Genomic DNA, 13950 nt, shown 5'->3' with positions numbered 1-13950 from the left:
GTTTAACGTAATTTTAGAGGAGACATTGATGACGGCAACCCCCCATTCAGGCCGCGAAACCGTAACCGATCGCTTCAGGGTTTTCGCGGATCATCACACCGTGCCATCCCCGGAAACACCCATGGAGGAGCGCGCCCGCGTGATCGAGTCCGCCCTGATCACAGCCGTATGGACCCTGCGCCGTCTGCCCGACAGGGACCGCGCCTTTCTGTTCGCCCGGCAGGTCATGTGGCCGGAAATAGGGGCCGGCGAGACTGGCGCCGAAGCGGGGGGCCGTGCGCCTGTCGGTTCCGTCATACCGCTTGCACCCCAGGGAAAGCGCGGTGTTTATGGCCGTCAGGCGCGCCCCGATGCGAAACAGATTGATGCTATGCAGCCCGCGCTGGATCTGCTGGCGCTGGTGCCGGATCAGGATGATCGCCAGATTCTGTTCTGGGCCGCCTGGCATCAGAACGGCGCACCGCAAAGCCGGATTCCCTGGGCCAGGGTGGCGCAAAGCGTGGGTCTTGACCTCAGCCGCTGGACCTATAAGCGCCGTTATGGTCAGGGGCTGGACTGGCTGGCCCGGCTGTGCGGACGGGCGCCCGCTAAAAAAATACAAAATTCGTAAAAAAAGACTTGCACCCTCTCCCCCTTTCATGCACCTTAGGGACAGTCACGGTAGAGACAGTGCGGGCGCCGCGGACCTGAACAGGGTCGGCGGCGCCTTTTTTCATGAACAGAACCATACGGAACCACGGGGTTTAACGGAGGTGGACAGGCATGACCGCACGCACCACGCAAAAACTCACGTCGCGCCGCCGCCAGCGGTTTCTGGATGCGCTCGCCAATGGCCTGTCGGTCAGCGGCGCGGCGCGCATGGCGGGGGTGTCCCGCCAGGCGCTTTACCGCCTGCGGGCGCGGGACGATGCCTTTCGGGCAGCCTGGGCCGACGGCCTGGCCAGCGGCGCCGACCGGATCGAGGACGAGGCCGTTCGCCGCGCCGTGGACGGGGTGGAAAAGCCGGTGTTCCGGGGCGGCCAGATCGTCGGGCATGTGCGGGATTATTCCGACACCATGCTGATGTTTCTTCTAAAGGCCCGCCGCCCGGATCGGTATCAGGCCAAAGCCGCCGACACGGGCAAGACGGATGCCACCCCCGACCCGCTGGAAGGAAGCCGCGATGCGCTTTACGCCAAACTCGCTGACAGACTTGAGCGCATCAGAACTGAAGCGCCTGATGGCAAGCCTGACGGAGAGGGAGGCGGCCACACTGCTGTATGACTGGCGCTTCTGGGCACGGCCCAACCAGCTTGCCCCGGCGGGTGATTGGGTACACTGGCTGGTGATGGCGGGGCGGGGCTTTGGCAAGACACGCACCGGCGCGGAATGGGTGCGCGATCTGGTTATCAGCGGCCAGGCCCGGCGCATTGCTTTGGTGGCCCCCACCGCCGTTGACGCGCGCCAGACCATGGTGGAGGGCGAAAGCGGCCTGATGGCCATTTCCCCGCCATGGGAAAAACCGGTTTTCAACCCCAGCCGCCGACAGGTTTCGTGGCCCGGCGGCGCCGTGGCGACCCTGTTCAGCGCCGAGGAGCCGGAGCGCCTGCGCGGGCCGCAGCATGACGCCGCCTGGTGCGATGAAGTATGCGTCTGGCGGCGGGACCGGGAAACCTGGGACATGCTGATGTTCGGCCTTCGACTGGGGCGCCAGCCGCGCACCTGCATCACCACAACGCCCCGGCCAACGGCGCTGATCCGAATGCTGCTGGCCCATGAGGGGGTGGCGGTGACCCGTGGCTCCACCTTTGACAATATGGCCAATCTGGCGCCCACATTCCGGCGCGAAATCCTGGCCCGTTATGAGGGCACCCGCCTGGGGCGGCAGGAACTGAACGCCGAACTGCTGGATGATGTGCCCGGCGCGCTCTGGTCCCGCGCTTTGCTGGAAAGCAGCCGCCGCTCGGTGCCCGAACGGCTCGACCGGGTGGTGATCGCGCTGGACCCGCCCGCAAGCGCTGGCGAACAAAGCGATGAAGCGGGGCTGGTGGCGGTGGGCCGTGCCGGTGATCACGCCTTTGTGCTGGCGGACGAGTCCAGCCGGGGCCAATCGCCGCTGGGCTGGGCGAAAAGGGCGGTGGACCTGTATCATGCCCAGGCCGCTGATCGGCTGGTGGTGGAAGTGAATCAGGGCGGCGCCATGGTCACCAGCCTGATTCATCAGGTGGACGGCACCATCCCCGTTTATCCGGTGCACGCTACCCGTGGCAAGGTGGTGCGGGCCGAGCCGGTGGCCGCGCTTTATGAACGCGGCCTTGCGCACCATGTGCGGCCTTTCCCGGAACTGGAGGATCAGATGTGCCGTTATACCGGTGCCGCCGGACAGCCCAGCCCCGACCGGCTGGACGCGCTGGTCTGGGCCATGACCCATCTGATGCTGGCCGCCCGCCCCCCGCGCCTGCGGCGGCTCTGATCCCGCCGCACGAACACGGACTCATCCAACACGGCCCCACCCAAACACAGATCTAACCGACGGGCGCGACCGCGCCCCGCCGCTTATGCGGCGCCCCCGCGGAGCCGGGCCGCGTAAGCGGCCAAGGCGTGAGCGATAAACCACGGGCGCGACCGCGCCCCGCCGCATGTGCGGCGCCCTCGCGGAGCCGGGCCGCGTAAGCGGCCAAGGCGTGAGCGAAAAAGAGCCTCTACCGGTGCTGCCCCACGGCAGCGCCGGAGGTCACAAGCGTGGCCCGCCGCCCCTGCGGCGCCCCCGCGGAGCGCGTGCGAGAGCACGCTTGCGTGAGCGAAAAGGAGTCTCTACCGCCATCCCGCCACCGCGCGGGATGAGCGGAGGGCGCGACCGCGCCCCGCCGCCCATGCGGCGCCCATTTGGAGCGGGGTGCGCAGCACCCAAGCGTGAAATCAAACAAAATCTTGGCGCGACGCGCCAAGGGACATCCCGAACAATCTTGGAAGGATATGCCCATGGGTTGGAAATTCTGGCAGAATGCTGCCCGCGGCCGCTCCGGCGCGCGGCGGGCGACCGGCGGGGCGGAGACCGTCAAGGCTTCGGCCATGCGGCCCGCCATGGCGCGGGTGGGGCCGGATTCGGCGTTGGCCACGCCGCGTCGGCTGGATTCCCTGGCGCGGGAGGGGTTTCAGGGCAATGTGGTGGCGTACCGGGCCGTGATGCTGGTGGCCCGTGGGGTGGCCAGTGTGCCGCTGCGCCTGATGCGCGGTGACCATCCCGTGACTGCTCATCCCCTTCTGGCCCTGCTGGATCAGCCCAATCCGCGCATGGATCGGCAGGCGTTTCTGACCACGCTGGCCGGGCATCACCTGATCGCGGGCAATGGCTATGCGTTGGCCGTGGGGCCGCATCGGGCGCGGCCTCATGAATTGTGGACCCTGCGCCCCGACAGCATGAAGGTCATCCCCGGCGCGGGCGGTATTCCGGCGGGCTATGAGCAGACGGTGGCGGCGGCCCGTCGCCGTTTCGCGCCTGGTGATGTGCTGCATTGGCGCACGTTCAATCCGCTGTCGGACTGGTACGGGCTGGCGCCGCTGGAACCGGCGGCGGGCAGCATTGATGTGCACAATGAAGGCGGGCGCTGGAACCTGGCCCTGATTCAGAATGGCGGCACGCCGTCCGGGGTGCTCTATCAGGCGGGGCAGGAAGCGGGCCTGAGCGCCGAGCAGGTGGCCGATCTGCGCCAGCAGGTGGAAGACAGGGTCAGCGGGCCGGACAATGCGGGCCGTCCGCTTTTGCTGGAAGGCGGGCTGCAATGGCAGGAAACCGGCCTGTCACCCAAGGATATGGACTGGCAGGGCGCCAAGACCATGGCGGCACGGGAAATCGCCATGGCATTCGGTGTGCCGCCGCAGGTGCTGGGCCTGCCCGACAGCCAGACCTTTTCCAATTATGCCCAGGCCCGCCAGAGCCTGTGGGAAGACACCATATTGCCGCTGGCGGGTGATATGGTGAGCCAGTTGAATCGCTGGCTCGTGCCCCGTTTTGACGGCGATCTGCGGCTGGAAGCCGACACCGACGCCATTCCCGCGCTTGAACCGCGCCGGGGCGACCGGTTCAAGCGCATCGCCGAGGCGGATTTCCTGACCGATCGGGAAAAGCGCGTGGCGCTTGGCTATCCGCCAGAGCCGCTGGACTGAACCCTTTTTCATGGCCTTTTACCCCAGGGAGTCCCTTCATGCACGATCAGGAGATGCGGATGGCACCGTATGAGACGATGGATCTGGCGCTGTCATTGGAAACACGCGCGCGCGATGATGGTGCGCGCTGTTTTGAGGGATATGGCGCCGTTTTCGACCGGCAGGATCGGGACGGCGACATCATCCGCCCCGGCGCTTTTTCCCACAGCCTGAAAACCGGCCTGCCGAAACTTTTATGGCAGCATAATATGCGCGACCCCATTGGCCGCTTCGACCGGGTGGCGGAAGATGCCCATGGCCTTGGCGTGCAGGGGCGGCTTGCCCGCTCCGGGCGGGGCGCGGAAGCCTGGGATCTGCTGTGCATGGGCGCGCTGGACGGGCTCAGCGTGGGCTTCATCACCCGTGAGGCCGAGCGGGACAGCGAAACCGGCGCGCGCTGCATCATCAGAGCGGATCTGATGGAAATTTCGCTGGTCACTTTTCCCGCCAATGATCTGGCCCGCGTGGCAGCGCTGAAAGCGGCCCATATGGCGCCGCCTGCCGATGGGGCGGATGCGGTTCCCACGGACCCGCGCGGGCTGGAACGTATTCTGCGCCAGGCCGGATTTTCCCGCCGTCAGGCCCGTGCGGTGACCGCGAAGGGCGCGCGCGGACTTGTGGATATGCCGGACAGGGACGGCACCGCGCTTGCGGGTCTGACCGACCGGCTGCGCACGGAGCGGGACACGCTCCGCCGACGGATTTTCCAGGGCTGACACATTTTTCAGGGCTGACACAGACAGCCCCCGATTTCGGCGCCCGCGTGAGGCGAGGCGCCCGCCGGTGTGATGCCGGTGTGCCGCGCCGCTGCCGAAAAGGACAGCGGCTTTTTCATTACACATCCGAAAGGACATACCATGGATCTGACCGATCTGAAGCAGGCGGTGGATGGCTATGCCGAAACCGCCACCGAAGGGCTGGACAGCCTGAAATCCCGCCTGGACACACTGGAAACCCGCCTGGACCGCCCCGATGCGGCGCCGGAGCGCCCGGCTGGCACGGGCACCGCCGCCGAACACAAGGCCGCCTTCCTTGAAGGTTTTCTGGCCAAGGGGGATGACAGCCGCATTCGCGCGCTGGAACACAAGGCCCTGAGCACCAGTACCGGCGGCGACGGTGGCTATGCGGTGCCGGAGGAGATCGACCACGCCATCGAAAAGCAGCTCGTGGACCTGTCGCCGCTGCGCCGCCATGTGACCGTTCGCACGGTGACCAGCGGCGATTACAAGCGGCTGGTGAACACCGGTGGCGCCGGGTCCGGCTGGGTGGGCGAGGCCGATGGCCGCAGCCAGACCGCCACGCCCAATCTGGAGGAAGTGGCGATCACGCCGGGCGAGTTGTATGCCAATGCCGCCGCCACCCAGCGGGCGCTGGACGACATGCAGTTCGATGCCGAGGGCTGGCTGCTTGAAGAGGTAACGGAAGAGTTCGCCGTGCAGGAAAACGCCGCCATCATCAATGGCGACGGGATCAACAAGCCTCGGGGCATTCTGACGGCCCCGATGTCCACCAGCGGCGACGATACCCGCCCCTTCGGTACCCTGCAGGTGCTGCCCACCGGCGTTGACGGCGGCTTTGCCAGTGCGGACCCGGCGGACATTCTGGTGGATCTGGTGCACAGCCTGAAGCCCCGTTACCGGCAGGGCGCGGTATTTCTGATGAATTCCAAAACCCTGGCCGTGGTGCGCAAGTTCAAGGACGGCGACGGCAACTTCATCTGGCGGCCCGGCCTGGCGGATGGCCAACCCGATCGCCTGCTGGGCCACCCGGTGGTGGAATGCGAGGACATGCCCGATATCGCCAGTGACAGCCTGTCCATCGCCTTTGGCAATCTTGGGCGCGCCTATACGCTGGCGGAACGCACGGGAACCCGCGTGCTGCGCGATCCCTATTCCAACAAGCCCTATGTGCACTTTTACGCCACCCGCCGGGTGGGGGGTGCGCTGGTCAATGATCAGGCGTTGAAACTGGTGCGTTTCTCGCTGGCCTAGGCGGCGACGCGGACCATGAAGGCGGGGCGGCCCACGGGCCGCCCTTTTTTTGATCGTCTTTAATCGGGAGAGCGGCCATGCTGGCCAACCGTTTGCGAGAATATACCGGCACTATCGGCACGGGTGAGCTGGTGCTGACCGGGGCCGTACCGGGACATGCCCGGTTTCAGGCCGCTTATGAGACAGGGCAGCCGGTGCGTTACATGGTGCTGGATGGCGCCGGAAATCATGAAGTGGGCGTGGGAAGGCTGACGGCACCGGATCGGATTGGCCGGGATCGGGTGATCGAGACCTTTCAGGCGGGCGTCTTTCACCGGGATGGCGTGCCCCTGTCGCTGGATGGCTCCGGCGAGGTCATGGTGGCCGCCACCGCCGACCTGATCGATGGCAAGGCGGAAGCGGACCCTGAAACCCTGCTGGGGCCGCTCACTGTTCGGCTGCCGTTCGCGGCGATGGACGGGGTGCGCGCGCCTGCGCCGGGGCTGTCTGGCGGGGTGCCCGCCGGGCTGGCCGTGACCCGACCCACCAGCGCCACCCGGCTGACCGCCGCCGGGCGCCTGCTCAGCGCGCCCGCCGACACGCTCCGGCTGGATTTCGCGCCCCAGCGCGCCGCGCCGGGCGCCCTGTTCGAGCCCCGCCGCACCAATCTGCTGCTCCACAGCGCCGACCTGGCCGCGGCGGACTGGACCAGGATCAACACCACGGTCACAGCCGATGCCACCACCGCACCGGACGGCACCATGACCGCCGATAAGCTGGTGGAGGACACCAGCGATGCCAGCCATGACGTGCGCCAGGCCATGTCCGCCAGCGCGGGTGATGCGATCACCATAAGCGGATGGTTCAAGGCGGCAGGGCGGCGCTTCGCGTTTATTTCCATGGCGGGCGCTGTGCTCACCGCCAGCCAGCGGACTTTCTTCGACCTTGAGGCGGGCGTTGTCAGCAGCCAGACAGGGAATGTAACGAGCGCTACCATCACGGGGCACCCCGGCGGCTGGTATCGGTGCACCATGACTGTCACCATCGATAATACGGGGTCAGGGTCCGCCATTTATGGCATGGATGTGAACGGTTCCGGTGGCACGGCCTATCAGGGCGACGGCGCCAGCGGCCTGTATTTCTGGGGCGCGCAACTGGAAGAGGGGGCACTCGCCACCAGCCATATCCCCACCGATACGGCACAGGTAACCCATGAAGGCGATCTGGCGGTCATCGGCGGCGATGATTTCGCGGCCCAGATCAACCCCCATGAAGGCACGGTTTACATTGAGTTCGACGACACGGATGCGGGGTTGAGTGGCAATCTGTTTCATGTGGATGGCGGGGAATCTTCCAATCGGTTCTGGCTGGCCTTTGTCAGCGATACCACTGTCCGCCTGACATGGACGAGGGACGGCACACCGGAAGCCAGCCTGAACTTCACCCGCACACGGGGCCGCACCCGTATCGCCTTCAGCTATGGCGCCGACCGGCTGGCGCTGGTGAAGGATGGGCAGGCCGCCGTGGTGGAAACCGCCTTCACCCCGTTTCCCGCCCCCACGCAAATGGGAATCGGCGGCCAGAACCTGACCGGTGAGGGCCAGCCCGGCACCACCATCGCGGCGTTCCTCTATGCGCCCCGCGCGGTGGATGACGCCACCCTGCAAACCCTGACCGGGGGAGATTTCTGATGGCCTATACCGACTATTATCTGCACGCCGACAGCGAGGCGGACATGGCCACGGCCTTGCCATGGGCGCGCACGGTGGATGATGAGGGCGCCCCCGTCTGGCGCACACGCGGCCCCGGCTGGGCGCTGGAAGTGGCGGTGCCCGTGGTGGAAACCCCGGCGACCATCGACACCGACACCGGCGAGGTCATCGCCCCGGCTTCGCTGGCGCCGGGCTTTCACGCTAACTTGCGTACTGACGGCACTTTCGCTGAGACCGTGCCCGACACCCTGATCACCACCCCCGCCACGCCGCAACGGGTGTGGGCATGAGCGGCCTTGCGGAACCGCTGGGCGCGGCGGCGCTTGGCAACGCCCTGGCCGCCCCGATGCGCCTGTCCCGCGTGGCCCGTGGCGGGCAACGTTTCGTGCCGCTTCGGTCTGGCCCGGCCACGCCCCATGCGGGGGTGAAGCTGTCCGGGTCCAAAGCTCTGCGCTACCGCTTGTGGCGGCGTCGTGCGGCGGCGCGAACCGGTCAGGCGCCACGTATTGCCACGGGATGGCTGCGTGCCGGTGCCGGGCCGGGCGGGGCGATTGCCGGGCCGGGTGTGCCCATGTCCGTCACACGATTGCACCGCCTGGTGCCGGGGAGGCGCAGCCTGCGCCTTGGCTGATCCGGTCATTTCTGACGGCCATTTTTGTTCGAGACCGGCCCGCTGGCTGACCGCCTGCGGGCTTTTTTCATGGGAGACAGTTCATGTCCACGGAACCCTTTACCCTGTTTGACGGCGCGATCGACGGCCTGATGCGGGGCGCGCTGGGCGATCTGGCCAACCGGCCCATTACCGCCTGCCTGATGGCGGGCACCTATCAACCCGGCCTGGCGACCGATCTGGTCTGGTCCGACATTGCCGACCATGCGTTGACCGATGCCGACTATGCCCCCCGCGCCCTTGGCGGACAGGCCATCATCAGCGGGCCGGACGGGGCCGCCCTTCACAGCGATCCGGTGGATTTCGGCGATCCGGTGACCATCGGCCCGGCCAGTCATCTGGTCTTTGTGCTGGGGCAGGCCGGGGCGCTTGCCGCCGGGGACCGCCTGCTGGGTGTGCAGACGCTGGACCCCGCCGGGGGCGGCCTGAAAGCCATCAATGGCGCCTTTTCCGTGCAGCCCGCCAATGGTGGCTGGTTCGCGCTGGGGCGGGACGGGGTGTCCGCATGACGGCGCTGTTCCACAAGAACCCAGCCGCCACGCTGGATTACAGCCTGGACTGGTCAGGCATGATGGAGGTGGGTGAGGCGATCACAGCCACCCATTGGTCCGTCATGCCCGAAGGGGCGGACCATGTGACCATCGATCGGTTTCTGGAAAATGGCCTGCGGCGCGGGGTCAGTGTGCGCGGCGGGCGTGCCGGGTACCGGTACCGGCTGGTCTGCCGAGTGGAGACGGATCATGGCCGCGTGATGGAACGCGCGCTGACCCTGCGCCTTCAGGAAAGGTAGAGTCATGGATATCAAGACCCTGTCGCCCCCGCTGAACGAGCCGCTTCTGCTGGCCGAGGTGCGGGAACATCTGCGCATCGAGCATGACGGAGAGGACGGTGCCCTGGCCGCGCTTATCCCCGCCGCGCGGGATATGGTGGAGCGCCGCACCGGCCTGATCCTGACCGATCGCAGCCTGGTGATCACGCTGAATGGCTGGTCGCCCCGGTCTTCACCGGCACGGGCATCTTACCGGCTGAGCGGGCGCGGGCCGGTCATTGGCGATGTGCGGCTGCCGGTGCGCCCGGTTTCGGCGGTCAGTCGCCTGCTGGTCACCGACCGGGCGGGCGTGGACCGCACCATCGGCCCCGATCGGTATCGCCTGACGCCGGGTCTTTCCCCGGTGCTGTCCCCCATCGGGGCGGGTTTGCCCCGGCCCGGTGTGCGGCGCGGGGGCATCCGGCTTACCGTTACCGCCGGTTTCGGAGCCGACTGGAACGCCGTGCCCGCGCTGATCCGGCAGGCGCTGCTGATGGTGCTGGCCCGCCTTTACAGTGCGCGGGGGGACGGCGATCCGTGCGGCGATCCGATCCGGGAAAGCGGCGCCGCGGCGCTTCTCGCCCCTTTTGAAAGGCGGACGCTGTGAGCGGCGGGGGCGGCATGACCGCCGGGTTGCTGGTGGCGCGGGTACGGCTTCTGGAACGCCGTCAGGGCAGGGCCAGCGATGGTCGCACGGTGGCGCGGGCTGACCTGATCGGCGAGCGGGCGGCCCATGTGGCGCCCATAGCCCACGGCCCGGAAACCGTGGCCGGGCGCAGCGTACCAAGCCTGGACCTGACCGTGACCATACGCTTCGAGGCGGCGCTTGCCGGCGCTCATCTGCTGGAATGGCAGGGGGCGCGCTATCGGATACGGGCCGTTCGCCCCGATGCCGCGCGGCGCTGGCTGACATTCCATGCCCGGAGTGAAAGTGGCACCTGACCCCGCCTGATTCACCGGGCGGCGCGATTTCACAAGGGCAGGGTACTGCCACAAGGAAAGGCACAGCATGTTTGACTCTTCTTTACGCCGGGCCGGTGCGGCGCTTTCGCTGGAGCCGGTTCTGATGGCCGTCAGGGCGCGCCTGGCCGGGGATGAAACCCTGCGCCGGGCGGGTGTGACGGTTCATGACGACCCGCCCGAAACCGCCACCGCGCCCTTTATCACCTTTGGCGACAGCGCCGTCAGGCCCGTGCCCGGTGCCGGTGTGGTGGCGAGCCGGGCAACCTTCACGCTTGTGCTGTGGTGCCCCGGATCGGGCCAGAGCATGGCGCAGCAGACCATGGCGGCAGTGGCGGCGGCGCTGGCAACACCTTTGGCCCTTGCGGGCGCCACCATGACGGGGCCGGTGTTCGACGGCGCCGCCATTACCACCCGCGACCGGGCGGGCGTGCGGCTGGTGCGTACCGAAATGACCTATCGCACCGTGCTGACCCCCCAACCCTGATTTCTGACGCGATACCTGACGCGACAGCCGACGCGGCCGTGGCCGGACCCTGGCCCATGGCCGTTTCATTCAGACCCTTTTGACCCATACAGGAGACAGACATGACCCCAGCTTTCGGCAAGGACCTGCTTTTCAAGATGGAAGACCCCGCCGGGTCCAGCACGTTCCGCACCATTGGCGGCTTTAGGTCCAACACCTTCACGGTGGGGGGAACCACCATCGATGTGACCGCCAAGGACAGCGGCGCCTTTCGCGCCCTGATGAATGGCGGCGGTGTGCGCAGCCTGTCGGCGGATGCATCCGGCGTGTTCGTGGACAAGGACGGGATGCAGGCCGTGCACGGTGCCATGATGAGCGGCAGCCATCATGTGTGGCGCCTGATCGCCCCCGGCTTTGGCACCTATGAAGGCCCCTTCATCGTGACCAGCCTCAGCTTTGCCGGGGAGCATAATGGCGAGATGACCTACAGTCTGAACCTGGAAAGCGCCGGATCGGTGAGCTTTGCCGCCGAGGCCGCCTGATCCTTTGGGCACGCCGCCCCATCTTCTTTTTTCAATAATCCGGGAGACACGCCATGACCCGCCCCACATGCGGCGAGGCGCGCCTGACCCTGCCTGACGGCAGCAGCGCCACGCTAAGGCTCGACATCGGTACCATGATGGACATTGAAGACTGGTTCGACACGGGGCTGGTGCCCCTTTTGACCCACCGGCTGCCGCAAGGGCGGCTGGGGGATATGGCGGTGTTTCTGGCCGCCATGCTTGGCCGCGATTTCGCCCAAAAACCGGTGCGCCGGGAGATGGCGGCCCTGATCCGGGATATCGGCCTGGTCGCGGTGGCCGATGCCATCGCGCTGTGCCTGGAGCGCACCCTGCTATGCGAAGACCGCGCCTCCGGGTCGGATGCCAGGCAGCCATGAAGCCGGACCCGTCGGGCCGGGCGGTGTCATGGTCAGCGCTGATGGAACTGGCCGGGATGCTCGGCTGGTCGCCGGATACGCTTGCCCGCGCGACCCTGCCGGAACTGCTGGCCCATCTGAGGGGCTGGCAGCGGGCGCACGGCATCGACCCCGATGGAGCCGCGCCCATGGATCGGCCCACCCTGAGCCAGCTTATGCAGCGTTACCCCGATATGATGCCTGATCAGGAGACCCCCGATGACCAGACAGACCGAGATTTTCGACCGGTTGACCCGCACACTGAACCGGCTGGCCGAGCGGCTTTCGCGCCCGGCCACGGCCCCCGCCGCGCCCGGCAATGATCGCCGCCCCCGGCAGGGGCGAACCGGCGACGATGTGGACCGGGCCGGGGCGCGCATGGAGGCCGTTTTCGCCCGGCTCGCCAGTCAGGTGAAGGTGGATTTCACCGATCTGGGCGGCACGCTCAAAGGGGTGATCGGCGGCCTTGCCGACAGCCTGAAAGGCACGCTTGGCCGACTGGTGGGTGATCTGACCCGCGGGCTCACCCGGCAAGTGCTGGCCGGTGGCGGGCTTGCGGGTGGCTCCCAGGGCGGCCTTTTGGGGGGCGGATTGCCCGCCCTGATCCAGACCGGTCTTGGTGGCCTGCTGGGGTTCGCCGGTGGCGGGCGACTGAGCCGGGGCGTGCCCGCGTTGGTGGGGGAAAGGGGGCCTGAACTGGTGGTGCCGGATCGCACGTCCAGCGTGGTTTCCGGTGCTGATACGGCTCGCTTTCTTGGCCGCGGCAACCTGGGGCGCGGCGACCCGGTGCAGGTGGTGCAGAACATTTCCTTCGATCTGGTGCCCGGCCCCACGGTGCGCGCCATGATCGACAATGCCCTGCCCGGACTGCGGGAACAGGCCACGCGCGGCGCCTTGCAGGCGTTGGATCGCGGGCGCCTGTGATCCTGCCGCCCCGATCGCGTTTTCAACCGCATTTCAAGGAAAGGTCAGCCCCGTGACCACGCCATTGACCCTGCCGGCCAGCCCGGCACCAAGCCATGTGCGCCTGCATGTGGTGCGCAATCAGACCAAGGTGGAAAACCACAGCCGGATCGCGCAGATCCAGCGGGCGCCCGGTGATCGCTGGGAAGGCACGGTGACCCTGCCGCCCATGTCCGCTGATATGGCGGCGGACTGGCTGGGTTTCTTCGATGCGCTTGATGGCTATCGCGGCCAGTTCCGCATGGGCCATCCCGACCATACGCACATCCGTGGCAGCGCGCCGGATGGGGTGGGGCAGGTGGACGGCGACGGCCAGCGCGGGCCGCTGATTGCCACGCGCGGATGGCCCGCCGACCGGGTGGCCCTGTTCCGGCGCGGCGATCTGGTGGAAATCGATGGCCGTCTGAAGCGCATCACGGCTGACGTGGCATCCGACGGTGCGGGCCGGGCGGTGGTGCCGCTGGCCCCCGGTTTCATGCTGTCACCCCCGGATGGTGGCGCGGTGATCACCACCGGGGCCACCGGCCTGTTTCGCCTGGCCGACGGCGGGGTGCAGCCGGAAAGCGACGCGCTGCGCCATGTGCGCGTGACCATTGCCGTGGAAGAGGTGCTGCCATGATCCGTCAGGACCTGACCCCCGCCGTGCAGGATGCCCTGGGCGCCGACAGTCTTCAGGCGCTGCCGCTGGTGCATCTGGATATTCAGGGTGATCCGGTGTTCGCATGGGGCGGCACCGGCACGCTGCACTGGGACGGCATGGCCTTTGAGGGTGTGGGCCGCATGGGGGAAATCGCCGCTGTCAGGGCCGATGCCCGTGGCGGCGTGCCCAACCTGTCCATGGCCCTGAGCGGCCTTGAGCCGGACTTGCTGCAAGCGGTTCATGGCCGCGCCTATCAGGGGCGACGGGGGCGGCTGTGGCTGGCCTGTTTCCGCGATGACATGGCCCTGATCGGTCAACCGCTGCTGCAATTCGCGGGCGAGATTTCCGCCATGCGCCTGGTGGACGGGGGCACGGATCGGCGGGTGCAGGTGACCATTGAAAGTCGTCTGCGCTTGTTGCAGCGGGTTCTGCCCCGTTTCCGCACCCATGAGGATCATCAGCGCGACGCGCCGGGCGACCGCTTTTTTGAATTCGTCACCGATGTGACCTCCAAAACCGTCTATTGGGGGTTGCGGGCACCCAGCGGCCCCGGCTCGGTCAATGCGCCCGGCCCCGGTGCGCGGGGCGCGGACCCCCGCACCCTGCGCCGCTTCTGAG

At 67.5% G+C, this 13950-nt stretch carries 20 protein-coding genes; all 20 read left to right on the top strand.

What is annotated here, in order from left to right:
- Positions 1–28: 28 nt before the first annotated feature.
- A complete protein-coding gene (locus WGH93_RS07635) occupies positions 29–610 on the top strand; it encodes a hypothetical protein (RefSeq protein WP_374764278.1) in 582 nt (193 codons plus the stop codon).
- A gap of 152 nt (positions 611–762) precedes the next feature.
- A complete protein-coding gene (locus tag WGH93_RS07630) occupies positions 763–1263 on the top strand; it encodes a helix-turn-helix domain-containing protein (protein ID WP_374764277.1) in 501 nt (166 codons plus the stop codon).
- Positions 1220–2452, top strand: coding sequence for a DNA-packaging protein (locus WGH93_RS07625; RefSeq protein WP_374764276.1), 1233 nt, complete (start codon positions 1220–1222; stop codon positions 2450–2452). The genes WGH93_RS07630 and WGH93_RS07625 overlap by 44 nt, the downstream gene beginning before the upstream one ends.
- Positions 2453–2961: 509 nt before the next feature.
- Positions 2962–4146, top strand: a complete 1185-nt coding sequence (locus tag WGH93_RS07620) for a phage portal protein (protein ID WP_374764275.1) — start codon at positions 2962–2964, stop codon at positions 4144–4146.
- 38 nt (positions 4147–4184) lie between these two features.
- Positions 4185–4901, top strand: coding sequence for an HK97 family phage prohead protease (locus tag WGH93_RS07615; RefSeq protein ID WP_374764274.1), 717 nt, complete (start codon positions 4185–4187; stop codon positions 4899–4901).
- 141 nt (positions 4902–5042) lie between these two features.
- On the top strand, positions 5043–6176 hold the full coding sequence (locus WGH93_RS07610; RefSeq protein WP_374764273.1) for a phage major capsid protein: 1134 nt from the start codon (positions 5043–5045) through the stop codon (positions 6174–6176).
- A gap of 77 nt (positions 6177–6253) precedes the next feature.
- Positions 6254–7846: a phage head spike fiber domain-containing protein gene (locus tag WGH93_RS07605; protein ID WP_374764272.1), complete on the top strand. Its 1593-nt coding sequence runs from the start codon at positions 6254–6256 to the stop codon at positions 7844–7846.
- Positions 7846–8157: a hypothetical protein gene (locus tag WGH93_RS07600; protein WP_374764271.1), complete on the top strand. Its 312-nt coding sequence runs from the start codon at positions 7846–7848 to the stop codon at positions 8155–8157. Before WGH93_RS07605 ends, WGH93_RS07600 begins: the two co-directional genes overlap by 1 nt.
- Positions 8154–8498: a hypothetical protein gene (locus WGH93_RS07595; RefSeq protein WP_374764270.1), complete on the top strand. Its 345-nt coding sequence runs from the start codon at positions 8154–8156 to the stop codon at positions 8496–8498. The genes WGH93_RS07600 and WGH93_RS07595 overlap by 4 nt, the downstream gene beginning before the upstream one ends.
- 83 nt (positions 8499–8581) lie before the next feature.
- Positions 8582–9046 (top strand): hypothetical protein, encoded by a 465-nt coding sequence (locus WGH93_RS07590; protein ID WP_374764269.1) that lies wholly within the window; start codon positions 8582–8584, stop codon positions 9044–9046.
- The gene (locus WGH93_RS07585; protein WP_374764268.1) at positions 9043–9327 is read left to right on the top strand and encodes a phage fiber-tail adaptor protein; all 285 of its coding nucleotides are present in this window, start codon (positions 9043–9045) and stop codon (positions 9325–9327) included. Before WGH93_RS07590 ends, WGH93_RS07585 begins: the two co-directional genes overlap by 4 nt.
- A 4-nt stretch (positions 9328–9331) precedes the next feature.
- Positions 9332–9952, top strand: coding sequence for a head-tail connector protein (locus WGH93_RS07580; RefSeq protein ID WP_374764267.1), 621 nt, complete (start codon positions 9332–9334; stop codon positions 9950–9952).
- Positions 9949–10287: a phage head completion protein gene (locus WGH93_RS07575; RefSeq protein ID WP_374764266.1), complete on the top strand. Its 339-nt coding sequence runs from the start codon at positions 9949–9951 to the stop codon at positions 10285–10287. The genes WGH93_RS07580 and WGH93_RS07575 overlap by 4 nt, the downstream gene beginning before the upstream one ends.
- A 67-nt stretch (positions 10288–10354) precedes the next feature.
- The gene (gp17, locus tag WGH93_RS07570) at positions 10355–10792 is read left to right on the top strand and encodes a tail completion protein gp17 (RefSeq protein ID WP_374764265.1); all 438 of its coding nucleotides are present in this window, start codon (positions 10355–10357) and stop codon (positions 10790–10792) included.
- 101 nt (positions 10793–10893) lie between these two features.
- The gene (locus WGH93_RS07565; protein WP_374764264.1) at positions 10894–11313 is read left to right on the top strand and encodes a phage major tail protein, TP901-1 family; all 420 of its coding nucleotides are present in this window, start codon (positions 10894–10896) and stop codon (positions 11311–11313) included.
- Positions 11314–11366: 53 nt separating this feature from the next.
- Positions 11367–11711, top strand: coding sequence for a hypothetical protein (locus tag WGH93_RS07560; protein ID WP_374764263.1), 345 nt, complete (start codon positions 11367–11369; stop codon positions 11709–11711).
- Entirely contained in the window at positions 11708–12052 is a 345-nt protein-coding gene (locus WGH93_RS07555) for a phage tail assembly chaperone (RefSeq protein ID WP_374764262.1), read from the top strand. The genes WGH93_RS07560 and WGH93_RS07555 overlap by 4 nt, the downstream gene beginning before the upstream one ends.
- Entirely contained in the window at positions 11949–12653 is a 705-nt protein-coding gene (locus WGH93_RS07550; protein WP_374764261.1) for a hypothetical protein, read from the top strand. The genes WGH93_RS07555 and WGH93_RS07550 overlap by 104 nt, the downstream gene beginning before the upstream one ends.
- 52 nt (positions 12654–12705) lie before the next feature.
- Entirely contained in the window at positions 12706–13311 is a 606-nt protein-coding gene (locus tag WGH93_RS07545) for a hypothetical protein (RefSeq protein ID WP_374764260.1), read from the top strand.
- A complete protein-coding gene (locus WGH93_RS07540) occupies positions 13308–13949 on the top strand; it encodes a hypothetical protein (RefSeq protein ID WP_374764259.1) in 642 nt (213 codons plus the stop codon). Before WGH93_RS07545 ends, WGH93_RS07540 begins: the two co-directional genes overlap by 4 nt.
- Position 13950 lies beyond the last annotated feature (1 nt).

Origin of the sequence: Yunchengibacter salinarum, assembly GCF_037658235.1 — a bacterium.
GTDB classification, from domain to species: domain Bacteria; phylum Pseudomonadota; class Alphaproteobacteria; order Sphingomonadales; family Kordiimonadaceae; genus Yunchengibacter; species Yunchengibacter salinarum.
The sequence above is the reverse complement of the archived record's forward strand: the minus strand, read 5'-3'. Positions and strand labels throughout refer to the sequence as shown.